This window comes from Kitasatospora sp. NPDC058184, assembly GCF_042883725.1.
Taxonomy (GTDB): Bacteria; Actinomycetota; Actinomycetes; order Streptomycetales; family Streptomycetaceae; genus Kitasatospora.
The window spans coordinates 45,827-70,923 of the sequence record NZ_JBHVVE010000031.1; the positions used below are offsets into that span (position 1 = coordinate 45,827).

26 protein-coding genes are annotated in these 25,097 nt (G+C 73.2%); 14 read left to right on the plus strand and 12 right to left on the minus strand.

The genetic code is table 11. From position 1 onward, the window contains the following. Nucleotides 1-12 precede the first annotated feature (12 nt). Nucleotides 13-693 (minus strand): PH domain-containing protein, encoded by a 681-nt coding sequence (locus tag ACFVXH_RS37190; protein WP_375876650.1) that lies wholly within the window; start codon nucleotides 691-693, stop codon nucleotides 13-15. 106 nt (nucleotides 694-799) lie between these two features. On the opposite strand from ACFVXH_RS37190, the gene deoC reads away from it, so the two are divergent. The 5 genes from deoC to ACFVXH_RS37215 all read left to right on the plus strand — a co-directional run bounded on the left by deoC (nucleotide 800) and on the right by ACFVXH_RS37215 (nucleotide 5,550). After that, nucleotides 800-1,786, plus strand: a complete 987-nt coding sequence (deoC, locus tag ACFVXH_RS37195) for a deoxyribose-phosphate aldolase (RefSeq protein ID WP_079272367.1) — start codon at nucleotides 800-802, stop codon at nucleotides 1,784-1,786. A 5-nt stretch (nucleotides 1,787-1,791) separates the two neighbouring features. Then, nucleotides 1,792-3,288, plus strand: coding sequence for an aldehyde dehydrogenase family protein (locus tag ACFVXH_RS37200; RefSeq protein ID WP_074003903.1), 1,497 nt, complete (start codon nucleotides 1,792-1,794; stop codon nucleotides 3,286-3,288). Continuing rightward, a complete protein-coding gene (locus tag ACFVXH_RS37205; protein WP_074003904.1) occupies nucleotides 3,281-4,183 on the plus strand; it encodes an aldehyde dehydrogenase family protein in 903 nt (300 codons plus the stop codon). The genes ACFVXH_RS37200 and ACFVXH_RS37205 overlap by 8 nt, the downstream gene beginning before the upstream one ends. A 261-nt stretch (nucleotides 4,184-4,444) precedes the next feature. Continuing rightward, a complete protein-coding gene (locus tag ACFVXH_RS37210) occupies nucleotides 4,445-4,855 on the plus strand; it encodes a hypothetical protein (RefSeq protein ID WP_117488159.1) in 411 nt (136 codons plus the stop codon). Between the two features lie 56 nt (nucleotides 4,856-4,911). Further along, nucleotides 4,912-5,550 carry an ATP-binding protein gene (locus ACFVXH_RS37215; RefSeq protein ID WP_375876652.1) on the plus strand — a complete coding sequence of 213 codons (639 nt, stop codon included), beginning with the start codon at nucleotides 4,912-4,914 and terminating at the stop codon, nucleotides 5,548-5,550. Between the two features lie 185 nt (nucleotides 5,551-5,735). On the opposite strand, the gene ACFVXH_RS37220 is transcribed toward ACFVXH_RS37215, so the two are convergent. Beyond that, nucleotides 5,736-6,719 carry a SigE family RNA polymerase sigma factor gene (locus ACFVXH_RS37220; protein ID WP_369808315.1) on the minus strand — a complete coding sequence of 328 codons (984 nt, stop codon included), beginning with the start codon at nucleotides 6,717-6,719 and terminating at the stop codon, nucleotides 5,736-5,738. Between the two features lie 269 nt (nucleotides 6,720-6,988). Here ACFVXH_RS37220 and ACFVXH_RS37225 point away from each other — a divergent pair, with 269 nt between their 5' ends. From ACFVXH_RS37225 to ACFVXH_RS37240, 4 genes are all read left to right on the plus strand, one after another. Continuing rightward, the gene (locus tag ACFVXH_RS37225; RefSeq protein WP_049654100.1) at nucleotides 6,989-7,666 is read left to right on the plus strand and encodes a response regulator transcription factor; all 678 of its coding nucleotides are present in this window, start codon (nucleotides 6,989-6,991) and stop codon (nucleotides 7,664-7,666) included. 63 nt (nucleotides 7,667-7,729) lie between these two features. Next, complete coding sequence (locus ACFVXH_RS37230) at nucleotides 7,730-9,274, plus strand: HAMP domain-containing sensor histidine kinase (RefSeq protein ID WP_049654103.1); 1,545 nt, start codon at nucleotides 7,730-7,732, stop codon at nucleotides 9,272-9,274. Continuing rightward, entirely contained in the window at nucleotides 9,271-9,603 is a 333-nt protein-coding gene (locus tag ACFVXH_RS37235) for a hypothetical protein (RefSeq protein WP_074003907.1), read from the plus strand. The genes ACFVXH_RS37230 and ACFVXH_RS37235 overlap by 4 nt, the downstream gene beginning before the upstream one ends. 173 nt (nucleotides 9,604-9,776) lie before the next feature. Further along, nucleotides 9,777-10,415: a VanZ family protein gene (locus tag ACFVXH_RS37240; protein WP_158077740.1), complete on the plus strand. Its 639-nt coding sequence runs from the start codon at nucleotides 9,777-9,779 to the stop codon at nucleotides 10,413-10,415. Here ACFVXH_RS37240 and ACFVXH_RS37245 read toward each other — a convergent pair. Next, a complete protein-coding gene (locus tag ACFVXH_RS37245; RefSeq protein ID WP_380740756.1) occupies nucleotides 10,385-11,065 on the minus strand; it encodes a PhzF family phenazine biosynthesis protein in 681 nt (226 codons plus the stop codon). The genes ACFVXH_RS37240 and ACFVXH_RS37245 overlap by 31 nt on opposite strands. 149 nt (nucleotides 11,066-11,214) lie before the next feature. Between ACFVXH_RS37245 and ACFVXH_RS37250 the strand changes: the two genes are divergently transcribed. Beyond that, on the plus strand, nucleotides 11,215-11,826 hold the full coding sequence (locus tag ACFVXH_RS37250) for a hypothetical protein (protein ID WP_387830555.1): 612 nt from the start codon (nucleotides 11,215-11,217) through the stop codon (nucleotides 11,824-11,826). A gap of 97 nt (nucleotides 11,827-11,923) precedes the next feature. Here ACFVXH_RS37250 and ACFVXH_RS37255 read toward each other — a convergent pair whose 3' ends face one another. Next, nucleotides 11,924-13,321, minus strand: a complete 1,398-nt coding sequence (locus tag ACFVXH_RS37255) for a hypothetical protein (RefSeq protein ID WP_387830557.1) — start codon at nucleotides 13,319-13,321, stop codon at nucleotides 11,924-11,926. A gap of 335 nt (nucleotides 13,322-13,656) precedes the next feature. On the opposite strand from ACFVXH_RS37255, the gene ACFVXH_RS37260 reads away from it, so the two are divergent. Next, nucleotides 13,657-13,842: a PspC domain-containing protein gene (locus ACFVXH_RS37260; protein ID WP_049649198.1), complete on the plus strand. Its 186-nt coding sequence runs from the start codon at nucleotides 13,657-13,659 to the stop codon at nucleotides 13,840-13,842. 127 nt (nucleotides 13,843-13,969) lie between these two features. On the opposite strand, the gene ACFVXH_RS37265 is transcribed toward ACFVXH_RS37260, so the two are convergent. From ACFVXH_RS37265 to ACFVXH_RS37275, 3 genes are all read right to left on the minus strand, one after another. After that, nucleotides 13,970-14,356 carry a hypothetical protein gene (locus ACFVXH_RS37265; protein ID WP_049649197.1) on the minus strand — a complete coding sequence of 129 codons (387 nt, stop codon included), beginning with the start codon at nucleotides 14,354-14,356 and terminating at the stop codon, nucleotides 13,970-13,972. Between the two features lie 230 nt (nucleotides 14,357-14,586). Then, nucleotides 14,587-15,744, minus strand: a complete 1,158-nt coding sequence (locus tag ACFVXH_RS37270) for an adenosine deaminase (protein ID WP_380782244.1) — start codon at nucleotides 15,742-15,744, stop codon at nucleotides 14,587-14,589. A 202-nt stretch (nucleotides 15,745-15,946) separates the two neighbouring features. Next, nucleotides 15,947-16,915 carry a LysR family transcriptional regulator gene (locus tag ACFVXH_RS37275; RefSeq protein WP_082345153.1) on the minus strand — a complete coding sequence of 323 codons (969 nt, stop codon included), beginning with the start codon at nucleotides 16,913-16,915 and terminating at the stop codon, nucleotides 15,947-15,949. Nucleotides 16,916-17,007: 92 nt separating this feature from the next. On the opposite strand from ACFVXH_RS37275, the gene ACFVXH_RS37280 reads away from it, so the two are divergent. From ACFVXH_RS37280 to ACFVXH_RS37290, 3 genes are read left to right on the plus strand one after another with little or no spacing between them, the layout of a single operon-like run. Next, on the plus strand, nucleotides 17,008-18,309 hold the full coding sequence (locus tag ACFVXH_RS37280) for an MFS transporter (RefSeq protein WP_387830560.1): 1,302 nt from the start codon (nucleotides 17,008-17,010) through the stop codon (nucleotides 18,307-18,309). Between the two features lie 9 nt (nucleotides 18,310-18,318). Continuing rightward, a complete protein-coding gene (locus ACFVXH_RS37285) occupies nucleotides 18,319-18,672 on the plus strand; it encodes an AbrB/MazE/SpoVT family DNA-binding domain-containing protein (RefSeq protein WP_380745525.1) in 354 nt (117 codons plus the stop codon). Further along, nucleotides 18,659-18,952, plus strand: coding sequence for a hypothetical protein (locus ACFVXH_RS37290; protein ID WP_387830562.1), 294 nt, complete (start codon nucleotides 18,659-18,661; stop codon nucleotides 18,950-18,952). Before ACFVXH_RS37285 ends, ACFVXH_RS37290 begins: the two co-directional genes overlap by 14 nt. Before the next feature lie 61 nt (nucleotides 18,953-19,013). Here the strand turns inward: ACFVXH_RS37290 and ACFVXH_RS37295 are convergent, their stop codons facing one another. From ACFVXH_RS37295 to ACFVXH_RS37315, 5 genes are all read right to left on the minus strand, one after another. After that, nucleotides 19,014-20,291 carry a thymidine phosphorylase gene (locus ACFVXH_RS37295; RefSeq protein WP_387830564.1) on the minus strand — a complete coding sequence of 426 codons (1,278 nt, stop codon included), beginning with the start codon at nucleotides 20,289-20,291 and terminating at the stop codon, nucleotides 19,014-19,016. A 96-nt stretch (nucleotides 20,292-20,387) separates the two neighbouring features. Then, on the minus strand, nucleotides 20,388-20,798 hold the full coding sequence (locus ACFVXH_RS37300) for a cytidine deaminase (RefSeq protein ID WP_049649192.1): 411 nt from the start codon (nucleotides 20,796-20,798) through the stop codon (nucleotides 20,388-20,390). Further along, nucleotides 20,795-22,060: an ABC transporter permease gene (locus ACFVXH_RS37305; protein WP_074003914.1), complete on the minus strand. Its 1,266-nt coding sequence runs from the start codon at nucleotides 22,058-22,060 to the stop codon at nucleotides 20,795-20,797. Before ACFVXH_RS37305 ends, ACFVXH_RS37300 begins: the two co-directional genes overlap by 4 nt. Next, nucleotides 22,057-23,217: an ABC transporter permease gene (locus ACFVXH_RS37310; RefSeq protein ID WP_387830567.1), complete on the minus strand. Its 1,161-nt coding sequence runs from the start codon at nucleotides 23,215-23,217 to the stop codon at nucleotides 22,057-22,059. Before ACFVXH_RS37310 ends, ACFVXH_RS37305 begins: the two co-directional genes overlap by 4 nt. Nucleotides 23,218-23,220: 3 nt before the next feature. Further along, nucleotides 23,221-24,747: an ABC transporter ATP-binding protein gene (locus ACFVXH_RS37315; RefSeq protein WP_117491764.1), complete on the minus strand. Its 1,527-nt coding sequence runs from the start codon at nucleotides 24,745-24,747 to the stop codon at nucleotides 23,221-23,223. Nucleotides 24,748-25,097 lie beyond the last annotated feature (350 nt).

Genomic DNA, 25,097 nt, shown 5'->3' on the forward strand with positions numbered 1-25,097 from the left:
GTTTCCGCGGTGTCAGACCGCGATGACGGTGATCAGCGCGACCAGGCCGAGCAGGGTGGGGGCGATGACCCACCAGCACCAGCGGACCTCGACCGGGCCCGCGGCGGCGGGGCGGGCGGCGTTGCGCTCGGCCAGCTCCTGGAGGACGGCGGTGACCTGGTCGGACCAGGCGCGGGTGGGGTCGGGCGAGCCCTGGACGACCGGGTTGGTCCGCTTGGCCATCCCCAGCCCCAGACCGGTCCGGGAGGCGTGCTCGGCGGCGCTGGGGCTCTGCGCCCGGGTGGCCCGCTTGCGCTGCCGCAGCGACACCGGCACCGCCCAGACCTGGAACTTCTTCCCGCCCGCGAGCAGCTCGACCGAGTACCCCGCGCGCAGCGCGTCCACCGAGGCCCACGGCGCGACGACGGTCCGCCACGGGTTGCGCACCACCAGCCGGTCGCGGCCGGCCGTCACGGCCGGGCGCAGCGTGTACGCGATCACCGGGAAGGCGAACACCGGCACCGCGGCGAGCGAGACGTACGGCGTCTTGCCCGTCCCGCTCACCACCGCGTCGCCGATCAGCCAGGCGGCGACCACCAGCAGCAGCACTCCGGAGATCACACCGGGGACAGAGCGGTACACGCGGTCCGCGTACTCGGGCTCCCCGTCGGGGGCGGCGGGGCCCTGGCCGGGCTTGCCGTCGGAATCGGTCATGTCGACGATTCTGCCCCATGCCCCTCACCCTGAGGTCTCGGTCCGGCCACGAATGGCAGGTGCCCTGGCGGCCCACTACGCGCGTAGATATGCTGCTCTGGTGACTATGTCCACTGTTGCAGCCAATGCCCTCGGCGTTGCGGGCAGCGGCCTTCAGGACGTTGCTGCGTCCGAGGCCTCGCTCCGCCGGTTCCTGCACGGCCTGCCCGGCGTCGACCAGGTCGGCCTGGAGGCGCGTGCCGCCGCTCTCGGTACCCGCTCGATCAAGACCACGGCGAAGGCGTACGCCATCGACCTGGCGATCTCGATGATCGACCTGACCACGCTGGAGGGCGCGGACACGGTCGGCAAGGTGCGCGCACTGTGCGCCAAGGGCAGGACCCCCGACCCGACCGACCCGACCACCCCCCGCGTCGCCGCCATCTGCGTCTACCCGGACATGGTCGCCACCGCGAAGGCCGCCCTGGAGGGCACCGACATCCAGGTCGCCTCCGTGGCCACCGCCTTCCCGGCCGGCCGCGCCGCCCTCCCGGTCAAGCTCGCCGACACCGCCGACGCGGTGGCCGCGGGTGCCGACGAGATCGACATGGTGATCGACCGCGGTGCCTTCCTCTCCGGCCGCTACCTCGACGTCTTCAACGAGATCGTGGCCGTCAAGGAGGCGTGCAAGCGCCCCGACGGCAGCTCCGCCCACCTCAAGGTGATCTTCGAGACCGGCGAGCTCCAGACCTACGACAACGTCCGCCGGGTCTCCTGGCTGGCGATGCTGGCCGGCGCCGACTTCATCAAGACCTCCACCGGGAAGGTCGCCGTCAACGCGACCCCGCCGGTCACCCTGCTGATGCTGGAGGCGGTCCGCGACTTCCGCGCGGCCACCGGCGTCCAGGTCGGCGTCAAGCCCGCCGGCGGCATCCGCACCACCAAGGACGCCATGAAGTACCTGGTGATGGTCAACGAGACCCTCGGCGACGACTGGCTGACCCAGCACTGGTTCCGCTTCGGCGCCTCCAGCCTGCTCAACGACCTGCTGATGCAGCGCCAGAAGCTGGCCACCGGCCGCTACTCCGGCCCCGACTACGTGACGGTGGACTGATCACCATGGCCAAGAAGAAGAACACCGAGGAGCCCGTGGCCAAGCCCGCCGGCGGCCTCTTCGCCTACGCCCCGGCCCCCGAGTCGCCGGCCGCCGCGGGCGACATCGCCACCTCCTACGGCCACTTCATCGGCGGCGAGTTCGTCGACTCCTCCGGCAACGAGGCCCTGAAGACGGTCAACCCGGCCACCGAGCAGGTGCTCGCCGAGTTCGCCCAGGGCACCGAGGAGGACGTGGACCGCGCGGTCGCCGCCGCCCGCAAGGCCTTCGCCGACTGGTCGGCGCTGCCCGGCAGCGAGCGCGCCAAGTACCTGTTCCGGATCGCCCGGATCATCCAGGAGCGCAGCCGCGAGCTGGCCGTGCTGGAGTCGATCGACAACGGCAAGCCGATCCGCGAGACCCGCGACGTCGACCTGCCGCTGGTCGCCGCGCACTTCTTCTACTACGCGGGCTGGGCCGACAAGCTGGACTACGCCGGCTTCGGTCCCAACCCGAAGCCGCTGGGCGTGGCCGGCCAGGTCATCCCGTGGAACTTCCCGCTGCTGATGCTGGCGTGGAAGATCGCGCCCGCGCTGGCGACCGGCAACACGGTCGTCCTGAAGCCGGCCGAGACCACCCCGCTGACCGCGCTGCGCTTCGCCGAGATCTGCCGCCAGGCCGGTCTGCCGAAGGGCGTCGTCAACATCGTCACCGGCGACGGCCGCACCGGCGCCGCGCTGACCTCCCACCCGGACGTCAACAAGGTCGCGTTCACCGGCTCCACCCCGGTCGGCCGCGCCATCGCCAAGCAGCTGGCCGGCACCCGCAAGAAGCTCTCGCTGGAGCTGGGCGGCAAGGCCGCGAACATCGTCTTCGACGACGCGCCGATCGACCAGGCCGTCGAGGGCATCGTCAACGGCATCTTCTTCAACCAGGGCCACGTCTGCTGCGCCGGTTCGCGCCTGCTGGTCCAGGAGTCCGTCCAGGACGAGCTGCTGGACGCCCTGAAGCGCCGGATGGGCACCCTGCGGGTCGGCGACCCGCTGGACAAGAACACCGACATCGGCGCCATCAACTCCGCCGCGCAGCTGGCCCGGATCACCGCGCTGACCGACGCCGGCGAGGCCGAGGGCGCCGAGCGCTGGTCGCCGGAGTGCGAACTCCCGGGCACCGGCTTCTGGTTCAAGCCGACCCTGTTCACCGGCGTCAGCCAGGCCCACCGGATCGCCCAGGAGGAGATCTTCGGCCCGGTCCTGTCGGTGCTGACCTTCCGCACCCCCGCCGAGGCGGTCGAGAAGGCCAACAACACCCCGTACGGCCTCTCCGCCGGCATCTGGACGGAGAAGGGCTCGCGCATCCTCTGGATGGCGGACCGCCTCAGGGCCGGCGTGGTCTGGGCCAACACCTTCAACAAGTTCGACCCGACCTCGCCGTTCGGCGGCTACAAGGAGTCGGGCTACGGCCGCGAGGGTGGCCGCCACGGTCTGGAGCCCTACCTGAATGTCGAGGCCCTCGATGTCTGATGTCGCAACGCGTCTTGACGTCTTCAAGACCTACAAGCTGTACGTCGGCGGGAAGTTCCCGCGCTCCGAGAGCGGGCGGGTGTACGAGGTGACCGACTCCAAGGGCGAGTGGCTCGCCAACGCCCCGCTGGGCACCCGCAAGGACACCCGTGACGCCGTCCTGGCCGCCCGCAAGGCGGTCAAGGGCTGGGCCGGCACCACCGCGTACAACCGCGGCCAGGTGCTGTACCGGGTGGCCGAGATGCTCCAGGGCCGGCGCGAGCAGTTCGCCGCCGAGGTGGCCGTCTCCGAGGGCATCGGCCCGAAGAAGGCCGCCGCGCTGGTGGACGCCGCGATCGACCGCTGGGTCTGGTACGCGGGCTGGACCGACAAGGTCGCCCAGATCGCGGGCGGCGCCAACCCGGTCGCCGGTCCGTACTTCAACCTCTCGTCCCCGGAGCCGACCGGTGTGGTCGGGGTCGTCGCCCCGCAGGCCGGGTACGGGCACTCGCTGCTCGGCCTGGTCTCGGTGATCGCCCCGGCGATCGCCACCGGGAACACGGTCGTGGTCGCGGCCGCCGCGGACGCCCCGCTGCCCGCGCTGTCGCTGGGCGAGGTGCTGGCCACCTCGGACGTCCCGGGCGGCGTGGTCAACATCGTCTCGGGCCGGACCGCGGACATCGCCCCCACCCTGGCCTCGCACCAGGACGTCAACGCGCTGGACCTCACCGGGGCCATCGCCGCCGACGGTCCCGGCGCGGCGTACGCGCTGGAGGCGGCCGCCGCGGATACCCTGAAGAGGGTGGTCCGTCCGGCGCTGGACCCGTTCGCCCAGGACTGGACCAATGCGCCGGGTACAAAGCGGCTACTCTCGTTCCTGGAGACGAAGACGGTCTGGCACCCGAAGGGGATCTGACCTCCGGTACTCCGGGTAACAACTCCACAGACTGGCCGTCCCCAGTGCCCTCACCCCCCCAGGGCCCGGACGGTCACAGGACGGACCCGCGCCTCTCCCCCCCTGGCGCGGGTCCGTCGGCGTTCCCGGGGTGTTCCGGCCGTCGGCCCGTCGACTTTCGTCACCCGCGCCGCCAACTTTCGACGCTCCCGCCCGCCCCACCGGCCCGGCCAGAATCACCGGTGACGGAGACGACCGGGGGAACGACCGGGGGGGGGACGCATGGGCGAGTTCATCGGCGAGCTGACGGCACTGTTCGCGGACGGCTTCTACCGCACGTGGCACGTGGCCCGCACCAGGCGGCGGCTGGCCGCGGGCCGCCCGGTCAGGGTGCCCTGCTCGGCCCGGTCCGAGCGGCAGCCCGACTACGTCAACGGCAGCCTGCGCATCAGGCCCGGCACCGACACCGTGGCCCTGGTCACCCGCGACACCGGCCGGTGCGAACTGCCCGCCGGCGGGACCTTCCACGAGCCCGAGCCCGACACCTGGCACAGCCCGGACTGGGCCGCCACCGCCTACCGGCCGCCCGGCGCCGACGAACCGGTCTACCTCCAGGTGGACAGCCGCTACCTGCCGATGGTCCACGTCGCCCTCGCCGACCCGGCGTCACAGTCGAAGCCAGGGGCGCGGTAGAAGGTCCGCCCCGGCCGGTTTCGGCAACCGGCCGGGATGCGTCAGACTGGTGTCCCGTGAGTGACTCCCCCATGAACCCCGCACCGACCGGGCATGCCCGGGTGATCCTGCTCTCCGGGCCCTCCGGGTCGGGGAAGTCCTCGCTCGCCGAGCGCAGCGGCCTGCCGGTGCTCCAGCTCGACGACTTCTACAAGGACGGGGACGACCCGACCCTGCCGCGGCTGCCGGACGGCGCCGTCGACTGGGACTCCCCGCTGGCCTGGCACCGCGACCAGGCCGTCGCCGCGATCCGCGCCCTGCACGAGCACGGCCGCACGGACGTCCCGGTGTACTCGATCCCGGACAACGGCCGGATCGGCACCCGCGGCCTGGAGCTGGACGGGGCGGACGCGTTCATCGCGGAGGGCATCTTCGCCGCCGAGATCACCGCCGAGTGCGCCGACCAGGGCCTGCTCGGCGACGCCCTGTGCCTGCGCAACGGCGCGCTCACCACGGCCTGGCGCCGGCTGCGCCGGGACGTCCGGGAGGGCCGCAAGTCGCTGCCGGTACTGCTGCGCCGGGGCCTGCGGCTGATGCGGGCCGAGCGGTCCATCGTCGGACGGCAGGTCGCGCTCGGCTCGTACGCCTGCGCCGGGCCGGAGGCCGAGCGGCGGATCCGCGCCGCGACCCGGGCCGGCGAGCTCTCCGCCGCCTGAACCCCGTACGGCCGAGCCCGGTACGGCCGAACCCCCAGGGCATGACGAAGGGCCCGGTGCGTCTCCCCCGCACCGGGCCCTTCGCCTTCCCCGAACGGTCTTCGGCTCCCCCACGGGCGCGCTCCCCCGAGCCGCTGCCCCCGGACCGTGACCGTCCGCTTCCCGTCCCCCGACGGGAGTCCTCGTTACGCGACCAGCTCGCCGAACGCCCGGACGGTGTCGCCGGACTTGTTCAGGTGCTCGTCCTCGCGCAGCCGGCGCAGGGCGCGCCAGATGCTGCTCTTGACCGTGCCGACGCTGATCCCCAGCACGCCGGCGATCTCCGGGTCGGTCTTGCCCTCGTAGTACCGCAGCACCAGCATGGTGCGCTGGTTCTCCGGCAGCTTCGCCAGCGCCTGCCAGAGCACGGTGCGCAGCTCGGTGCCGCCCATCGCGTCGGTGTCGCCGGCCGTCTCCGGCAGCTCCTCGGTCGGGTACTCGTTGACCTTGCGGCGCCGCCAGGCGGAGATGTGCAGGTTGGTCATGGTGCGGCGGAGGTAGCCCCCGACCGCGGCCTTGTCGGTGATCCGGCCCCAGGCCCGGTAGGTGCTGAAGAGCGCGCTCTGCAGCAGGTCCTCGGCCTCGTAGCGGTCACCGGTCAGGTGGTAGGCCGTGGCGTACAGGGAGGCGCGGCGCTCGCGCACGTACGCGGTGAACTCCGTGATGTGGTCCTCCGCGACGGCCGGGTGCTCCCCCTGCGCGCCTCCCTGCCCGGCCTCGGTGGTGCGGGCCGCCGCGGGGTTCAGCCGCAGCAGCGTCGCACCGGCGGCCTCGCGACCGGTCGGCTCCCCCGAACCGACCGTCCGCAGACCGTTCCCCCCGGTCCCCCGGTTCCCCCCCGGGGCGTCCTTGCCCTCGACGCGGACGGGGAGGATCCCCCGCAGCGTGAGGGTGGTGGCGGAGTCGGCCGAACTCCCCAGACGGCCGATCCCGTACAGCTCCCCCGTCCTGCCGCCGCCGCTCACCCGACGGGCGACAGGGTTTCCACCGGTGCTGTGCGCGCACCCCCGCACGGTCACGGCACCGGAGTTCTCGTCGGTCCTGACCTCGTACCGGGTCCGGTGGGACGTGGCTGACGAACGCGCGGTGCGGACAGCCGGGTTGGTCCGGGTCTGAAGCGTGGCGTTCATCGTGCGCCCCCTGGGTCGGTACGAGCGGTTCCGGTAGCCGCCCTTCAGCCGGCCTTGCGGCCCGCTGTCCTGCGGCGACATGGAAAATCCTGCCCGCCGGTTGTGATGGCGCTGTCCGCCGACTGTCACAGGGGTGTCACAGGAGCCGTCCGAATGTCCCGGACCGCCCCCCTGTGAACCTGACGCCGGTGGCACGCGTTCCGGTTCCAGAAGGGACGGTGGGTGGTCCGGGGGGTGATTCGGCGCTGCCGGTGGGCCAAAATGGGGCCGTGCCTTTCCTCCTTCTGATCGAGGACGACGACGCCATCCGGACCGGCCTCGAACTCGCCCTCACCCGCCAGGGCCACCGCGTGGCCACCGCTGCCTCCGGTGAGGACGGTCTGCGTCTCTTCAAGGAGCAGCGGCCCGACCTGATCGTGCTCGACGTGATGCTGCCCGGCATCGACGGCTTCGAGGTGTGCCGCCGGATCCGCCGCACCGACCAGCTGCCGATCATCCTGCTGACCGCCCGCTCGGACGACATCGACGTGGTGGTGGGCCTGGAGTCCGGCGCGGACGACTACGTCGTGAAACCGGTGCAGCCGCGGGTGCTGGACGCCCGGATCCGGGCGGTGCTGCGGCGCGGCGAACGGGAGAGCTCGGACTCCTCGGCCTACGGCACCGTGGTGATCGACCGCGCGGCGATGACCGTCACCAAGGACGGACTCGACCTCCAGCTCACCCCGACCGAGCTGCGGCTGCTGCTGGAGCTCAGCCGCCGCCCCGGCCAGGCGCTCTCCCGCCAGCAGCTGCTGCGGCTGGTCTGGGAGCACGACTACCTCGGCGACTCCCGCCTGGTGGACGCGTGCGTGCAGCGGCTGCGGGCCAAGGTCGAGGACGTGCCGTCCGCGCCGACGCTGATCCGCACCGTCCGCGGGGTGGGCTACCGGCTGGACCCGCCGGCCTGACCCCGCGACCCGGCCGCCGGCCCCTCCCCCGACCTCTGAACTCCCGTACCACGACAGGCTCTTGTGACTGACCATCAGACGACTGCCCGGCGGTTCTCGACGGGCCGGTGGCGTCGGCTGCGCTCCCTGCGGGTGCGGCTGATCGCGGTGTTCGCGGCCGTCGCGCTGCTCGCCGCCGTCTCGGCCTCCGGCATCGCGTACTGGCTGAACCGCGACGCGGTGCTCAAGCGCGCCCAGAACACCGTGCTGAACGACTTCCGGGTCTCGCTCACCCGCAACGTCTCCGACCTGCCGCTGAACGCGACCTGCCAGGAGCTGGCCTCGCTGGCGTCCACCGTGGCCAGCTCCGGCCTGACCTACGACGTGGTGGTGGTCGACGCGGCGCACCCGGAGTGCCCGGCCTCCTCCGACCCCGCGCACTTCACCCTGGCCGACGTGCCGACCGCGTTGCAGTCCACCGTCGCCAAGCCGCGCGAGATCACCGAGAACAACCCGTACCCGTACCACCTGTACTGGCAGCGGCAGAACCTGGAGGGCCGGCCGTTCGTGATCGGCGGCACCAAGGTGGTGCCGAACGGCCCGACGGCGTACATGTTCAAGTCGCTGGAGAACGAGCGGGCCGACCTCAACACCCTGGGCTGGTCGCTGGCGATCGCCACGCTGTTCGCGCTGATCGGCTCGGCGCTGCTCGCCCAGGCCGCCTCGGCCACCGTGCTGCGGCCGGTCAAGCGGCTCGGCGACGCCGCCCGGCGGCTCGGCGAGGGGCACCTGGACACCCGGCTGGAGGTCGACGGCTCGGACGAGCTCGCCGACCTGGCGAGGACCTTCAACCGGACGGCGGAGCAGCTGCACGAGCAGGTCGAGGAGCTGAGCGCGCGCGAGGCGCAGAGCCGGCGGTTCGTCGCCGACATGTCGCACGAGCTGCGCACCCCGCTGACCGCGATGACCGCCGTGACGGACATCCTGGAGGACGAGGCCGAGTCGCTGGACCCGATGATCGAGCCGGCCGTCCGGCTCGTGGTCAGCGAGACCCGGCGGCTGTCCGACCTGGTGGAGAACCTGATGGAGGTGACCCGCTTCGACGCGGGTACCGCCAGGCTGGTCGCCGACGAGGTGGACATCGCCGACCTGATCATGTCCTGCATCGACGGGCGGGCCTGGTACGACGCGGTCGAACTGGACGCCCCGCGCGGCATCCTGGCCGTGGTCGACCCGCGCCGGCTCGACGTGGTCTTCGCCAACCTGATCGGCAACGCGCTGAAGCACGGCGGCTCGCCGGTGCGGGTCAAGGTCCGGCAGGACGGGGAGTCGGTCGTGGTCGAGGTCTCCGACAGCGGCCCGGGCATCCCGGAGGACGTGCTGCCGCACGTCTTCGACCGCTTCTACAAGGCGGACCGGGGGCGGGCCCGCTCGGAGGGCAGCGGCCTCGGCCTGTCGATCGCGATGGCCAACGCGCAGATACACGGGGGAACGATCACGGCGGCGAACGGGGAGGTCGGCGCGGTGTTCACCCTGACGCTGCCGCTGGCCCCGCCGCCTCCGCCGTCCGCGGGCGAGGCCGAGGGCGGCCCCGCCGGCGACGCCGCCGAGGACAAGGACGCCACGTGACCAGCCCCACCGACACCGTTGTCCCCCGCACCGTCCTGCGCCGCGGCGCCGGCGTGCTGCTGCTGGTCGCGCTGGCCTCCGGCTGCGGCATCCGGCCGACCGCCGTGCCGGTCGACGCCGGCGCGCCCGCCAGCCGGACGGCCTGCCCGACCTCCCCGCACATACCGGCGGCCCTGGCCACCCCGCCGGGCCCGGCCCCGACCGTGTCCCCGACCCGCGGCACCAAGGCGGGCGTGAGCCCGAGCCCGTCGCCCACCCCGGTGGCGCCGGGCAGCCCGCCGCCGGACAACGTGTTCAGCGCGGTGCCGACGGCCTCGCCCTGCCGGTAGCCCGCCCTGGGGGTGGGCCGCCCTGCAAGTGGCCCGCCCGGCGAGCGGGCCGCCCTGCGGGCAGGCCGCCGGCAAGGGGCGGGAGGGGGGCGGGAAGGGGGTTCGGGGGCGCGTTTGGGAATGTTCACGCCGGGTGTGGAACCGACGTGACGTCGGCCCACGTCCTTCCCCCCGTGCAGCGAGATGGCACCAGGACACGCGACGAGCGTTCCGGCGCGGGGACCGAGAGCAACCCGGCGGCGGCCGTCCACCGTCCCCTCCGGTTGGCCGGACTGGCGGGCCTCACCGGCCACCTGGCACTGGTGCTCTGGCTGGTGCTGAGACCGCTGCCGGTGGCCTGGGTGTACGACGCCAACCTGACGCCGTTCGCCTCGCTCCGCTCCTCCAGCGGCTGGCAGGTGGTCGGCGAACTCCTGCTGCTGGCCCCGCTCGGGGTCCTGCTGCCGCTGGCCGGCGGCCGGCTCCGGGCCCCCTGGCTGCCGTCCTTCCTGCGCACCACCGGCGCCTCCGCGCTGCTGGCGACCGCGCTGGAGTTCCTCTCCTCCTGGGCACCCGGGCACGTCCTCAACGTGGACCACATCCTGCTCGCCGTGGTCGGCGTGGCCGTCGTCCACCTCGCGCTCGTCCCGGGCCTGCGGCACCTGCTGCGGGACCGGCGGCCGCGGGTGCCCCGGATGACGGTGCTCTCGGTGCCGCCGGCCGTCGCCTCGGTCGCCGCCGCCACCTCGGCCGCGGCCGCCACCTCGGTCGCCGCCGTCACGCCCGCCGCCCGGCGGCGCGCCTACGCGGAGCCGACGCCCCCGGCCGGCTGAACCGGCCGCGGGTCCCGGACCACCCGGCCGCCGACCTCGACCAGCCCGCCCGGGCGCGGCCCGGCCAGCAGCCGCGAGCCCCGGCCCTGGGTGATGGTCAGCGCCCGGCCGAGGTGCGCGGCCAGCAGCAGGGCGGCCGCACCGGTCGCCTCGTCCTCGTCGATCCCGTCGCCCCGCCCGGGGAAGGCCCGGGCCCGGACGGTGCCGGCCGCCTCGTCCTGCCAGGCCCAGGCGTAGACCCACTCCCCCGGCGGCGGCACCTCCAGCGCCTCCACCTCGGCCGCCGAACCGTACGGCCGCAGCGTGCGCCCCGGGGCCCACTCGGGCCGGGCCTCGATCCGGATCAGCCCGCCCTCGCGCCGCACGGCCACCTCGCCGGCGGCCGTGACCAACCGGTCCACCCCGAGCAGCCAGGCGGCGCCCACGCACGGGTGGCCGGCGAACGGCAGGCGCACCGACGGGGTGTAGATGTCGATCTCCCCGCGCTCCGGGTCGTCGACGAACACCGTCTCGCTGAAGCCCAGTTCGCGCGCGACCCGCTGCCGGTCCGCGCGACCCGGCACGGCGGCGCCGTCGCGCACCACCCCGAGCGCGTTCCCGTGGCTCCCGTCGGGCCCGCAAAAGACCCGCAGCACCTCAAACCCCGTCATTTCCCCACCTCGTCTACTCCCGCTCCGGACCGGCGCAATGACACCGTGACACAAAGGCGGCGACGGATGTCGGCCGCCTCCAGTACTGTGCGCTGTCGTCCCCGAACGGTTCCCGCCGTTTTTCTCCTTCCCCTCCCAGGAAAGCCCCCGTGAACAATCTCGACTTCAGCGCCGAACCGCTCTTCTCCTGGTACGTCGTACTGCTGGCCCTCAGCGGCGCCATCATGGTGGCCCTCGGGGTCGCGGCCGGCGGACTGAAGGTCGGCCTGCGCATCCTCAACCTCGTCCTCGGCCTCGCGTTCCTGGGGTACGCCTACTACCTGGCGTTCGTCTTCGAGGGCGGCACGTACACCATCTTCTTCAAGGCGTTCATCCTGCCGGTCGGCATGATCGTCGCCTCGGTGAAGGCGCTGGTGGAGCGCAGCAACGCCAAGAAGCAGCCCGCGCAGGCGGCCGCCCCGTTCGCCCCGAACGCGCCGCAGGGGGCGTTCAACCCGAACGCGCCGTTCAACCCGAACGCCGCCCAGCAGGCGCCGTTCAACCCCAACGCGCCGTTCAACCCCAACGCGCCGTTCAACCCCAACGCCCCGCAGGCCCCGTACGCCGCGCAGCCGGGCGCGCCCGTCCCGCCGCCGGCCGGTGCCCCCGTGCCGCCCGCCCCGGCGCCGGGCGCCTCGCCGTACCAGCCGGGTGTCGCGCCGCAGCCGGTGGCGGACAACCCGTACGCGCAGCCGCAGCCGCCGCAGCACCCGGCCGGCTGATCGCGCCGAGCCGAGCCGTACCGCCGTACGAACGCCGGAAGGCCCGCCCGTCACCCGCTGCGAAGCGGCGACGGACGGGCCTTCCGGCGTGTCCGTCTCAGTTCCCGGTGCCGCCCCGCCCGCGGTTGCGGCGCCACGCCACCACCAGGGTGCCGAGGCCGAGGGCGATCGCGGTCGCCCCGGTGATCGCCATCGGCTCCGTGGCCCTGCCGCCGCCGGTGGAGGCCAGCCCGCCGTCCCCGGCCGGGGCGGCGGTGACCATCGGCGAGCCGGCCCCCGCCGGGCTCGGCGACGTGCCGGTGGCCCGCACGACCGGGAGGACCGGGGCGGCGGCCCGCTCCGGCACGTCCGGGTCCGGGGCGGAGTCCACGAAGGTCGGAGCGGGTGCGGCGGTGGCGCCCGTCGCGGCCACGGTGATGAAGTCGGCCGCCGGACCGGCCGCCTCGGCCGCGCTCTCGCCCCGCTCCGGCAGGGTGCGCGACACGGCCGTCAGGGACTCGAACAGGATCGGCGCGTCCTTGGTGAAGGCCAGCCGGAGGTCGACGGTGCGGCTCTCGCCCTTCGCCAGCGTGATGACGTCGGCGTCCCCGTCCCCGGTCCGCAGCGCGAAGTCGAGCCGGTTCGGGTGCTCCGGGCCGCGGCCCAAGGTGGCGCCCCGCCATTGCCCGTCGGCGCCACGGAACGCCAACTCGACCGTGTCCGAAGGAAGTTCGGCCGCCCCTTGGAACACGACCGCGGGCACGACCCGCAGCTCCCGGCCGCTCCGGTTGGTGAGGACCAGTGTGAACGGCTTCGCCTCGCCGCCCACCGTGAACACGACGGGCACCCCGTGGAGCCCGACCTCCGCGGTGGCCGCCGGGGCGGGCGGCGCCGTGGCCGGTGCGGTGGCCGGCGCGGTGGTCGGCGCCCCCGCCGGAACGATGACCAGCTCCGGGCGGCCGCTGCTCGCGTCGGTGGCGCGCTGCTCCGGCGGCAGGGCCGGGTCCGAGACCACGGAGTCGAAGCCCGGCGCCACCCGGCCGGCCGGGGCGTCGGCGGTGACGGTGAGCCGCAGCCGGTAGACGGCCTCGGCGCCGGCCGGCAGCGACAGCACGGCGGGCTGGTCGAGCGCCCAGACGGCGCCCGTGCCCGCGGGGTTCGCCCTGGCGTCCTGCCACCGGGTGCCGCCGGGCGCCCGGTACTCCAGCCGGAAGTGGCCCTGCCCCGCGCCGGCGCCGGCGTCCGCGACGACGAAGGCCGAGGACGGCACGTCCAGCCGGTGGTCGGCGGTGTTCCGGAGCGTCGCGGTGAACTCCACCGGCGCGCCCCCCGCCGTGACGGTGCCGGGAAGGCCGCCGAAGGCGATCGTGACCGGCGAGGGGCGGGTCCGGGCGCCCGGGGACAGCGCGACGGCCTCCGGCGCGGCGAAGACGGCCGCGACCCCGACGGCGGCCAGGCCGGAGGCCAGGGTGACGGCGGTGGTCGCGGTCAGGAAGCTGCGCTGCCGAATGTGCAATCCAACCTCACGGGAGAATGCGGGAGAGAACCCATCAGGACGTGAAATCGCTTGCACGGGAGATCGTTTCGCAACAGTGTCGGGCTTTCGTCCGCCCCCCGGCCGACCGCGATCGGCAGCATCCTACCGAGCCCCGTCCGGCGGTCCGGACCGAGGACCGCGCCCGGTTCCCCGGGACCACCCCGAGGGAACCCCGACATCCGGCTACGACTCCCCGGTGACCCTTCGGGTCCGGGAATCACCTGCCGGGCTGAGGCCCGGGGGCCGACGGCGGCGGAGGATGGAACCAGCCCACCGGACCTGCCGGACCGGGCCGCCACCACAGGGAGAGAATCATGAGTGCGCGCCTCGCCCGTCCTCGCCGCAACCGCGTCCTCGCCGGTGTCTGCGCCGGGATCGCCGAACGCTTCGGCCTGACCCCGTGGACCGTCCGCGTGATCTTCCTGCTCTCCTGCCTGCTGCCCGGCCCCCAGTTCCTGCTCTACCTGGCCCTCTGGGTGCTGCTCCCCCAGGAGCCGTAAGCCCGGCGGCGCGGGGCCCGTCCTCGGCCCGGCGGCCCGGGGCGACCGGGCCTCACGGCACGGCGACGGGCCGCCCGCCCCGGGGTCTCCGGGGTGGGCGGCCCGTCGCCGTGCCGTGGGCCGTGGCTCAGCCGGTCAGGCCGGGGATGGCCGGGAGGGTGCTGGTCAGCCCGCCGATCGGGGTCTTGTCCAGACCGGGGATGGTCGGGAGCGCGGCGCGCTGCTGGGCGGCGCGCTGCTCGGTGACGCCGGCCAGCGGGGTGTCCCCGGCGGGGACGGCCTTGCCGACGCTCGGGGCGAGGGTGCCCAGCGTCTCGGTCACCTTGCCGGCGGCGGGCAGCTTGGCGGCGGTGTCGGTGACCGCACCGGTCACCGCCGGGTTCGTCAACGCGCCGGTGGGCAGCCCGAGGCCGCCGGCCGCCTGGCCGTCGGCCGCGGAGGCGGCACCGGCGCCGACCGCCACGATGGCGATGCCGAGCGCCGCAGTACCGGCGGCCTTGAGAGCCTGCTTCATGGTTGGTCCCCTTTGGGTCCTCGTCGGTCGCCGACTTCGCGCACGGGACCGGCGGACGGGCGACCGCCGCCGCGACGTTTCGGCATGACTGGCACACCGTAGTGAGCAGGTCACGCGGGAGCCAAAGGGCGTTCACTCACCCGAGTGAGTAGTCGGATGAACACCAACCCCCTTGCAGGAGCCTGGAGTTCATCCGACCGGCGCGCGCCGGGGCGCCGCGCCCCGGAGGCTCAGTTGCCGCCGGTGCCCGCGCTGAACAGCCACTCCGCCTTCAGCTCGGCGTAGCCCGGCTTGATCACGTCGCTGATCATCGCCAGCCGCTCGTCGAAGGGCAGGAACGCGGACTTCATCGCGTTCACCGTGAACCACTCCAGGTCGCCCAGGGTGTAGCCGAAGGCGTCCACCACGTGGCCGAACTCCCGGCTCATGCTGGTGCCGCTCATCAGCCGGTTGTCGGTGTTCACGGTGACCCGGAACTTCAGCCGGCTGAGCAGCCCGATCGGGTGCTCGGCGTACGAGGCGGCGGCGCCGGTCTGGATGTTGGAGGTCGGGCACATCTCCAGCGGGATGCGCTTGTCGCGCACGTACGCGGCCAGCCGGCCGAGCTCGACCGTGCCGTCCTCGCCCACCGTGATGTCGTCGACGATCCGCACGCCGTGGCCGAGCCGGTCGGCGCCGCAGCACTGCAGGGCCTCCCAGATCGACGGCAGGCCGAAGGCCTCGCCCGCGTGGATGGTGAAGTGGTTGTTCTCGCCCTTGAGGTAGTCGAAGGCGGCCTGGTGGCGGGTGGGCGGGTAGCCGGCCTCGGCACCGGCGATGTCGAAGCCGACGACGCCCGAGTCCCGGTGGCGGTTGGCCAGTTCGGCGATCTCCTGCGAGCGGGCGGCGTGCCGCATCGCGGTGATCAGGGTGCCGACGCGGATCCGGTGGCCGGCCGCGCGGGCGTTGGCCTCGCCGAGGCGGAAGCCCTCCTGGACGGCCTCGACGACCTCGTCCAGGCTCAGTCCGGCTTCCAGGTGCTGCTCGGGGGCGTAGCGGACCTCGGCGTACACGACGCCGTCGGCGGCCAGGTCCTCGGCGCAGTCCGCGGCGACCTTGATCAGCGCCTCACGGGTCTGCATCACGGCGCAGGTGTGCGCGAAGGTCTCCAGGTAGCGGACCAGCGAGCCGGAGTCGGCGGCCTCGCGGAACCACTCGCCGAGCTCCTTGGGGTCGGCGGTGGGCAGGCCCTGGTAGCCGCAGGCGGCGGCCAGCTCGACCACGGTCTCCGGGCGCAGCCCGCCGTCCAGGTGGTCGTGCAGGAGGACCTTCGGCGCGCGGCGGATCTGGTCGGGAGTGGGGATGCGCGGGCCGGTGCCCGCGGTGGTGACGGGGATCTGCTGTTCCATTGCGGAAATATAGCCCCTACGCGCGTAGACCGACCACCGCGAACACCGCCGGATGGTCCAAACTCCACCCGGAATTCCACCGACCGGTCCATACGATCCACCAAAGCGTCAACCCGCCGCCGCGACGGGCCCGGTCGCGCCGCACCACGACGTCAGTCCTGTCGCACGACGGCATTCTCAGCCCTGCCGCACGACGGCGTTCTCAGTCGTGCTGCAGCAGCCGCCCGCGCCGGGACAGCACGAAGTCCCGGAACGCCCGCGCCGGCGGGGCCAACGGCCGCCCCGCCGCCCAGGCCAACCCGATCGCCCGCCGGGTCCGCGGCGCCGTCACCTCCAGCTCCACCACCCCCGGCCGCGGCACCAGGGCCGGCGGCAGCAGCGCCACCCCCAGCCCGGCCGCCACCAGCCCGCGCAGCGTCTCCGCCTCCTCCCCCTCGAACGCCAGCCGGGGGACGAACCCGGCCTCCGCGCAGAAGCCGTCCGTGATCGCGCGCAGCCCGTACCCCTGCTCCAGCCCGACGAACGGCTCCTCGGCCACCTCCGCCAGCCGGATCCGCCGCCGCCCGGCCAGCCGGTGGTCCGCCGGGACGACCAGGTGCAGCCGCTGCTCGTCCAGCGGCCGGGCGGCGAACGCCGGGTCCTCCGGCAGCGGCGCGACCAGGCAGAGGTCCAACTCCCCGGCCCGCAGCCGCTCCAGCATCGCCGCGCCGTAGTCCTGCACCAGCTGGAACCGCACCCGCGGGTGCTCCGCTCGGAAGCCGCGCAGCAGCGCCGGCACCGCGTCCGGGCCCATCGTGTGCAGGAACCCGAAGGCCACCAGGCCCACCGCCGGATCCGCCTCCGCCCGGGCCGCCTCCGCACCCCGCTCCAGCTCGGCCAGCGCCCGCTCCACCGAGGCCAGCAGCAGCCGGCCCGCCCTGGTCAGCCGGACCGTACGGCCCTGGCGGGCCAGCAGGTCCACCCCCAGCTCCTCCTCCAGCCCGGCCACCGCGCGCGACAGCGTCGGCTGCGGCACCCCGAGCAGCGCGGCCGCCTGGGTCACGTGCTCCAGCCGGGCCACCGCCGCGAACCGGGCCAGCCGGGGCGCCAGCAGCACGGCCGGCTCCTCCGGCCCCAACTCGGCCACCCGGTACCGCTGTTCCCCGCCGTCCACCGATTCCGGACCGGACATCCCCGCACCACCTCGACTGATACGCCAGTGCATCAATCATCCACACTTCATGCATTGGACGCATCAACGCCGACAGGCCTACGGTCGACGACATGCAGCCCGCCGATACCGGGGCATCCGTGACCACCCCGGATGCCCCCGCCACCGCCCCCACCACCCTCACCGCCGACGACCGCCACCGCCCCGGCCAGCGCGCCTTTCGCCGCGCCAACCTCGCCCTGTTCGCCGCCGGGGTCGCGACCTTCGTCCTGCTCTACTCCACCCAGGGCCTGCTGCCGATCCTCTCGGCCGACCTCGACCTCACCCCCGGCCAGGCCAGCTGGACGGCCTCCGCCGCCACCCTCGGCCTCGCCCTCGGGCTGCTCCCGGCCAGCGCGCTCTCCGACCGGTACGGCCGCACCGCGGTGATGACGGCCTCCACCCTCGCCGCCTCCGCGTTCGCCCTCGCCCTGCCCTTCGCGCCGGACCTCACCACCCTCGTCGTCCTGCGGGTCCTCCAGGGCGCCGTCCTCGCCGGGCTCCCCGCCACCGCCATGGCCTACCTCGCCGAGGAGGTCCACCCCAGCGCCCTGCCCTCCGCGATGGGCCTGTACGTGGCCGGCAACAGCATCGGCGGCATGGGCGGCCGACTGCTCTCCGGCTGGACCGCCGCCGGACTCGGCTGGCGCTGGGGCCTCGCCGCCTCCGCCGTCCTCGCCCTGCTCGCCACCCTCGCCTTCCGGCTGCTGATCCCCGCCGCCCGGCACTTCACCCCGGCCCCGGTGGACGCCCGCGCGCTCACCCGCACCGTCGGACGGCACCTGCGCAACCCGCTGCTGCTACGGCTGTACCTGCTCGGCATGCTGTTCATGGCGGTGTTCGGCGCGGTCTACAACACCGTCGGCTACCGGCTGATCGCCGCGCCCTTCCACCTGCCGGAGTCGATCGCCGCCTCGATCTTCGTGGTCTACCTGGTCGGCACCGGCACCTCCGCCGCGGCCGGCCGGCTCGCCGGCCGCCTCGGCCGGCGCGGCGCCCTCTACGTCTCCATCGGCGTGACCGCGGCCGGCCTGCTGCTCTCCCTCGCCGAATCCCTCACCTGCGCCCTGCTCGGCCTGGTCCTGATCACCGCCGGCTTCTTCGCCGGCCACGCCACCGCCTCCTCCTCCGTCGGCCGCACCGCCACCGAGGGCCGCGCCCAGGCCTCCGCCCTCTACCTGATCGCCTACTACCTCGGCAACAGCCTCGGCGGCACCCTCGGCGCCGACGCCTACCACGCCACCGGCTGGCCCGGCGCCGCCACCGTCGGCCTCACCGCCATGGCCCTCGCCGCCGCCGTCACCCTCTACGCCACCCGCCAGGCCCACACCACCGCCCGGCGTTCGAGGCAGCCGGGCAGACTTTCCGCCAGGTAGACTTTCCCCATGGCAGACCTCAAGCGCCGCCGTCGCCCCCACCTGGTGTCCACGCCCGTGCGGAAGAAGGGCGTGGTCACCATCCCGCAGGAGATAAGAGAGCAGCTGGACCTCCAGGAGGGCGACCAGTTGGTGGTCGCGGTGGAGGACGGCCGCATCGTCCTGACCCCCGCCTCCGTCATCCCGGACGACCAGGCGTGGTTCTGGAGCGGCGCCTGGCAGGAGAAGGAGCAGGAGGTCGACGAGGCGCTCGCCGCGGGCGAGCGGGGCGAGATGTTCCAGGACGGGGACTCCTTCCTGCAGTCGCTCGCCGACGAGGCCGGCCTCGACCTGGGGGAGATCAAGCGCCGTGCCGACGTATGAGTCACTGGCCCACTTCCTGCGCGACTGGAAGGGCCTGACCGCTGCCCAGAAGACCGCGTTCCTGGTCGCGGTGGCCCAGTTCGTCGCCGACCTCCGGGCCGGCCAGGGCTTCCGCCGCGGCCTGCGGGTGAAGAGGATGCAGGGCCACCCGGACATCTGGGAGATGACCTGGGCCCCGGACGGCCGGGCGACCTTCAGCTACGGAACCCCGCCCCAGCACGGCGAGCCCCACATCGTCTGGCGCCGGATCGGCACCCACGACATCTTCGGCCGCCCCTGACCGGTGAGAAACGTCGAGCCGCCCGCCGGTGCACCGGCGGGCGGCTCGTTCACGACCGCGCTCAGGCGATGCGGTCGAGGACGATCGGGTTCGGGGTGAAGGCCGTGCCCGCCGGGGCGACCTCGATGCCGTCGGCCAGGGCCTCGACGGCGTAGTCGAAGCGCTCGGGGGTGTCGGTGTGCAGGGTCAGCAGGGGCTGGCCGGCCACCACGGTGTCGCCGGGCTTGGCGTGCATCTCGATGCCGGCGCCGGCCTGCACCGGGTCCTCCTTGCGGGCGCGGCCGGCGCCCAGGCGCCAGGCGCTGACGCCGATCGCGTAGGCGTCCAGCGTGGTGAGCACGCCGGAGGCGGGGGCCGGGATGACGTGCTGCTCGCGGGCGACCGGGAGCGGGGCGTCGACGTCGCCGCCCTGGGCGGCGATCATGCGGCGCCAGTGGTCCATCGCGGTGCCGTCGCGCAGCGCGTCCGCCGGGTCCTTGCCGTGGACGCCGGCCGCGGCGAGCATCTCGCGGGCGAGCGCGAGGGTGAGCTCGACGACGTCGGCCGGGCCGCCGCCGGCGAGCACCTCGACGGACTCGCGGACCTCCAGCGCGTTGCCCGCGGTGAGGCCGAGCGGGGTGGACATGTCGGTGAGCAGGGCGACGGTGTTGACCCCGGCGGTGGTGCCCAGGCCGACCATGGTGCGGGCGAGTTCGCGGGCGTCGTCCAGGTTCTTCATGAACGCCCCGGAGCCGACCTTGACGTCCAGGACCAGCGCGCCGGTGCCCTCGGCGATCTTCTTCGACATGATCGAGGAGGCGATCAGCGGGATGGCCTCGACGGTGCCGGTGACGTCGCGCAGCGCGTACAGCTTCTTGTCGGCGGGCGCGAGGCCGTCGCCGGCCGCGCAGATCACCGCGCCGACGGAGCCCAGCACGTCCATCATCTCCTCGTTGGAGAGCAGGGCGCGCCAGCCGGGGATGGACTCCAGCTTGTCCAGGGTGCCGCCGGTGTGGCCGAGACCGCGGCCGGAGAGCTGCGGGACGGCGGCGCCGCAGGCGGCGACCAGCGGGGCGAGCGGCAGGGTGATCTTGTCGCCGACGCCGCCGGTGGAGTGCTTGTCGCTGGTGGGCAGCGGCAGCGAGGAGAAGTCCATCCGGACGCCGGAGCGGATCATGGCGTCGGTCCAGCGGCTGATCTCGTGCGGCTTCATGCCGTTCAGCAGGATCGCCATCGCCAGTGCGGACATCTGCTCGTCGGCGACCTCGCCGCGGGTGTAGGCGTCGATGACCCAGTCGATCTGAGCGTCGCTCAGTTCTCCGCGATCGCGCTTGGTCCTGATGACGGAGATGGCGTCCATGCGTGCTCCAAGAGGGGTTTCAAAAGCGAAGAGTGTCGCGAGATGACCGGGTTCCGGCCCACTCGCGACACTCTACGCGCGTAACAGAAAGGGAGGCTAGAGCCGTTCCGGCCCGAACGCGTCGGGCAGGACCTCGCTCATCGGCTTGATGCCCGAGGCCAGTTCGATCAGCAGCCCCGGCCCGCCGTGCTCGTAGAGCAGCTGGCGGCAGCGCCCGCACGGCATCAGCAGTTCGCCGGCGCCGTCCACACAGGTGAAGGCGACCAGCCGGCCGCCGCCGGAGGAGTGCAGCGCGGACACCAGCCCGCACTCGGCGCACAGCCCCAGCCCGTACGAGGCGTTCTCGACGTTGCAGCCCGTGACCACCCGGCCGTCGTCCACCAGCGCGGCCGCGCCGACCGGGAACCTGCTGTACGGCGCGTACGCGCGGCCCATGGCCTCGCGCGCCGCCGAACGCAGCAGCTCCCAGTCGATCGCGGGCGGCGCCGCGGGCCCGTCGGCGGTCACTTGCCCTGGCCCTTGCGGTAGATCTGGCCGTCCGCCTTCGGCATCCGCAGTCGTTGCGCGGCCAGCGAGAGCACCACCAGGGTGATCAGGTACGGCGTGGCGACGATCAGCGGGCGCTGCACCTCGTCGGTGAACGAGTACCAGGCGATCAGGCCGGCCGCCACCACGAAGGAGGCCACCGTCGCGGTGTACTTGCGGCGGTACAGGTGCCAGAGCGCGAGCAGGACCATCGCGATGCCCACGATCAGGATCATCACGTGCACCGACTCCGGGTCGCGCAGTTGGAGGCTGTCGGTGAAGCCGAACAGGCCGGCGCCCATGGCGAGGCCGCCCGGCATCCAGTTGCCGAAGATCATCGCGGCGAGGCCGATGAAGCCGCGGCCGAGGGTCTGGCCGTCCTTGTAGAAGTGCGCCGCGACCAGCGAGAGGTACGCCCCGCCGAGGCCGGCGAAGGCACCGGAGGCGATGACCGCGAGGTACTTGTACTTGTAGACGTTGACGCCCAGCGACTCGGCGGCGGTCGGGTTCTCGCCGCAGGAGCGCAGCCGCAGGCCGAACACCGTGCGCCAGAGCGCGAAGTAGCTGACCACGATCAGCGCGCCGGCCACCAGCACGACCACCGAGATGTTGGTGACCAGGCCGCCGAGCACGCCCGCGACGTCCGAGACCAGGAACCAGTGGTGGTTCTCGATGCTCTTCAGCCCGGAGGACAGGCCCGGGACGGTGATGTACGGCAGCGGGTCCGCCGGCGGGGACTGGTTCTGGCCGGCACCGGCCGAGACGTAGTCCTTGTAGTAGATCCGGTTGACGTACGCGCAGATGCCGGGGATCAGCAGGTTGATGCCGACGCCGGAGACGATGTGGTCGACGCCGAAGGTGACGGTGACGACCGCGTGCAGCAGGCCGCCGAGCGCCCCGCCCAGCATGCCGGCCAGCAGGCCGACCCACGGGTTGACCAGGTAGCCCGCCCAGGCACCGCAGAAGGTGCCGGCGACCATCATGCCTTCGAGACCGATGTTGACCACGCCGGCCCGCTCGGACCAGAGACCGCCCAGACCGGCCATGCCGATCGGCACGGCCGCGCCGAGCGCGGCGGTGATCTGCCCGGAGGAGGTCAGCGAGTGGTTGCCGGTGGCCATGCCCACGGCGGAGAACAGCACCAGGGCGCCCGCGATCAGCAGCAGGACGACCGGCCAGGACAGCTTGCGCTTCTTCGCGGGTGCGCCCGGCGCCTTCGCACGCGCAGCGGTAGCCGTGCTCATGCGGACACCTCCTTCTTCTCACTGGTCGCGGCGGCCTGGGCGGCGAGCTGGGCGCCGACCTTCTGCTGCTGGCGCTTCAGGCCGTAGCGGCGCACCAGCTCGTACGCGACGACGACGCAGATGACGATGGTGCCCTTCATGACGTCGACGATCTCGAAGGGGAAGCCGCCCTGGAGCGGCAGCACCGAGCCGGTGACGTCCAGGAAGGCGAACAGCAGCGCCGCGAAGGCGATGCCGATCGGGCTGTTCCGGCCGAGCAGGGCGATCGAGATGCCCAGGAAGCCCAGGCCGGGCTGGAAGCTCTGGCCGAAGTAGTGCGAGTTCTGCAGGAGCTCCGGCAGGCCGATCAGACCGGCGATGGCGCCGGAGACGACCATCGAGATGACCACCATGCGCTTGACGTTCACGCCGGAGGCGGTCGCGGCGGACTCCGAGCGGCCGGTGGCGCGCAGGTCGAAGCCGAAGCGGGTGCGGGTCAGCACGAACTGGAAGACCACGCCGACCAGGGCGGCGACGAAGATGAAGCCCCAGAGCGTCCCGCCGGCCGTCTCCATCGCGAAGAAGTGGCTGGACTGCGAGATCGGCTCGGTCTGGATCGAGTTGGTGGTGCCGCTGGTCTTCGGCGCGAAGATGCCGGGGACGAGCAGCAGACCGATGATCGCGGTCGCGATCGAGTTCAGCATGATGGTCGAGATGACCTCGCTGACGCCGCGGTAGACCTTCAGCAGACCGGCGACGCTCGCGTACAGGCCGCCGACCAGCATGGCGGTGACCAGCAGCAGCGGGATCTGGACGAAGGCCGGCAGGTCCACCTTGGCGCCGACGAAGGCCGCGAACAGCGCCGCGACCTTGTACTGGCCCTCGACGCCGATGTTGAACAGGTTCATCCGGAACCCGAACGCGGCGGCCGCGGCGGCCAGGTAGTAGGTGGTGGACCGGTTGAGGATGCCCACCTGGCCGTCCGACTTGCTGGCGTACGTGAGCATCACGTTCCAGGCGTCGAACGGGTTCTTGCCCGAGGTCGCCAGCAGGACGGAACAGATCGCCACGGAGAGCAGGACCGCGAGCACCGGCGCCGCCAGCGCGAGCACGATCCGCTCACCGCTGAACCGCTGGGCCAGGCCGGGCTTCGCGGCTGCGGGATTGGGACTGGTCATGGGTTACTCCCCCGCCTGCGGGTCGTCGGCGGTGTCGGTGGGCTGGTGCCCGGCCTCGGCCCCGGTGCCCTCGGCCGCGACGGCCTGCGCCTCGGCGACGGCCTCCGGCTCGGACTCCAGGTGGCCGCTGGCGGCACCGGTCATCGCGGTACCGAGGTCCTCGGCGGTGACGGTGGCCGGGTCGGCGTCGGCGACCAGGCGGCCGCGGTAGATGACCCGGATGGTGTCGGACAGGCCGATCAGCTCGTCCAGGTCCGCGGAGATCAGCAGGACGGCCAGGCCGGCCCGCTGGGCGACCCGGATGTGCTCCCAGATCTGCGCCTGCGCGCCGACGTCCACGCCACGGGTGGGGTGGGCGGCGATCAGGAGCTTGGGCTGGTGGCTCATCTCGCGGCCGATGATCAGCTTCTGCTGGTTGCCGCCGGAGAGCGAGGCCGCGGTGACCTCGATGCCGGGGGTGCGGACGTCGTACTCCTCGACGATCCGCCAGGTGTCCGTCCGGGCGGCGGCCGGGTCCAGCAGCAGGCCCTTGGAGTTGGGCGCCTCGGTGACGTGGCCGAGGATGCGGTTCTCCCAGAGCGGGGCCTCCAGCAGCAGGCCGTGCTTGTGGCGGTCCTCGGGGATGTAGCCGATGCCGGCCTCGCGGCGGGCCCGGGTCAGGGTGCCGGAGAGGTCCTTGCCGTCCAGGGTGACGGTGCCGGCGTTCAGCGTCAGCATGCCCATGACGGCCTCGACCAGCTCGGCCTGGCCGTTGCCCTCGACACCGGCGATGCCGAGGATCTCGCCCTTGCGGATGCGCAGCGAGATGTCGTCCAGGACGACGCGCTCGATGCCCTCGGCGTCGGTCTTGGCGATCCGCAGGCCCTCGACGTCGAGCATCACGGTGTCGGTGACGGTCGACTCGCGGCTCTCCGGGGAGGGCAGCTCGGCGCCGACCATCAGCTCGGCGAGCTGGCGGGCGGTGACGGCCTTCGGGTCGGCGTCGCCGACCGTGGTGCCGCGCCGGATGACGCTGATCGCGTCGGCCACCGCGAGCACCTCGTGCAGCTTGTGCGAGATGAAGATGACGGTGACGCCCTCGGACTTGAGGTCCCGCAGGTTGTCGAACAGCGCGTCGACCTCCTGCGGGACGAGCACGGCCGTGGGCTCGTCCAGGATCAGGATCTTGGCGCCGCGGTACAGCACCTTGAGGATCTCGACGCGCTGGCGGTCGGCGACGCCGAGGTCCTCGACCAGGGCGTCCGGGCGCACGCCCAGGCCGTACTGGTCGGAGATCTCCTTGATCTTCGCCTTCGCCTTGGCGCCGATGCCGTGGAGCTTCTCGCCGCCGAGGACGACGTTCTCCCACACCGTGAGGTTGTCGGCGAGCATGAAGTGCTGGTGCACCATGCCGATGCCGCGGGAGATGGCGTCGCCGGGGGTGTGGAACTCGCACAGCTCGCCGTTGATCGCGATGGTGCCCTCGTCCGGCTTCTGCATGCCGTAGAGGATCTTCATCAGCGTCGACTTGCCGGCGCCGTTCTCACCCATCAGGGCGTGCACGGTGCCGGTGCGGACGGTCAGGTTGATGTCGTGGTTGGCCACGACACCCGGGAAGCGCTTGGTGATGCCGCGCAGCTCGACGGCCGGTGTCGCCGTCCCCGCGCTGGGGGTGCCGTCCTCGCGCGGGGGGACGGGGTCGGATGCGGTGATGGCGATCTCCTGGTGGTCTGGAGGCGCGTCGTTGCGCTGGGAGGGCCAAGGGGGAACATGGGGAGACGGAACAGGGCCCGGGGGTACGCGTTGAGCGCACCCTGCCGGGCCCCTCCCGTGAACTGTGTCGTGTTGCGTCGCGCTGCCGGGCAGGCGGCAGGCGCTGCGGCGTCCGGGACGCGCGGGCC

Excerpts from the sequence above, each read along its gene's own strand:
- ACFVXH_RS37190 (WP_375876650.1), bottom strand. The coding sequence starts at position 693 with ATGACCGATTCCGACGGCAAGCCCGGCCAGGGCCCCGCCGCCCCCGAC.
- deoC (WP_079272367.1), top strand. The coding sequence starts at position 800 with ATGTCCACTGTTGCAGCCAATGCCCTCGGCGTTGCGGGCAGCGGCCTT.
- ACFVXH_RS37200 (WP_074003903.1), top strand. The coding sequence starts at position 1,792 with ATGGCCAAGAAGAAGAACACCGAGGAGCCCGTGGCCAAGCCCGCCGGC.
- ACFVXH_RS37205 (WP_074003904.1), top strand. The coding sequence starts at position 3,281 with ATGTCTGATGTCGCAACGCGTCTTGACGTCTTCAAGACCTACAAGCTG.
- ACFVXH_RS37210 (WP_117488159.1), top strand. The coding sequence starts at position 4,445 with ATGGGCGAGTTCATCGGCGAGCTGACGGCACTGTTCGCGGACGGCTTC.
- ACFVXH_RS37220 (WP_369808315.1), bottom strand. The coding sequence starts at position 6,719 with ATGAACGCCACGCTTCAGACCCGGACCAACCCGGCTGTCCGCACCGCG.
- ACFVXH_RS37245 (WP_380740756.1), bottom strand. The coding sequence starts at position 11,065 with ATGACGGGGTTTGAGGTGCTGCGGGTCTTTTGCGGGCCCGACGGGAGC.
- ACFVXH_RS37260 (WP_049649198.1), top strand. The coding sequence starts at position 13,657 with ATGAGTGCGCGCCTCGCCCGTCCTCGCCGCAACCGCGTCCTCGCCGGT.
- ACFVXH_RS37265 (WP_049649197.1), bottom strand. The coding sequence starts at position 14,356 with ATGAAGCAGGCTCTCAAGGCCGCCGGTACTGCGGCGCTCGGCATCGCC.
- ACFVXH_RS37270 (WP_380782244.1), bottom strand. The coding sequence starts at position 15,744 with ATGGAACAGCAGATCCCCGTCACCACCGCGGGCACCGGCCCGCGCATC.
- ACFVXH_RS37275 (WP_082345153.1), bottom strand. The coding sequence starts at position 16,915 with ATGTCCGGTCCGGAATCGGTGGACGGCGGGGAACAGCGGTACCGGGTG.
- ACFVXH_RS37280 (WP_387830560.1), top strand. The coding sequence starts at position 17,008 with ATGCAGCCCGCCGATACCGGGGCATCCGTGACCACCCCGGATGCCCCC.
- ACFVXH_RS37285 (WP_380745525.1), top strand. The coding sequence starts at position 18,319 with ATGGCAGACCTCAAGCGCCGCCGTCGCCCCCACCTGGTGTCCACGCCC.
- ACFVXH_RS37295 (WP_387830564.1), bottom strand. The coding sequence starts at position 20,291 with ATGGACGCCATCTCCGTCATCAGGACCAAGCGCGATCGCGGAGAACTG.
- ACFVXH_RS37305 (WP_074003914.1), bottom strand. The coding sequence starts at position 22,060 with ATGAGCACGGCTACCGCTGCGCGTGCGAAGGCGCCGGGCGCACCCGCG.
- ACFVXH_RS37310 (WP_387830567.1), bottom strand. The coding sequence starts at position 23,217 with ATGACCAGTCCCAATCCCGCAGCCGCGAAGCCCGGCCTGGCCCAGCGG.
- ACFVXH_RS37315 (WP_117491764.1), bottom strand. The coding sequence starts at position 24,747 with ATGGGTGAGAACGGCGCCGGCAAGTCGACGCTGATGAAGATCCTCTAC.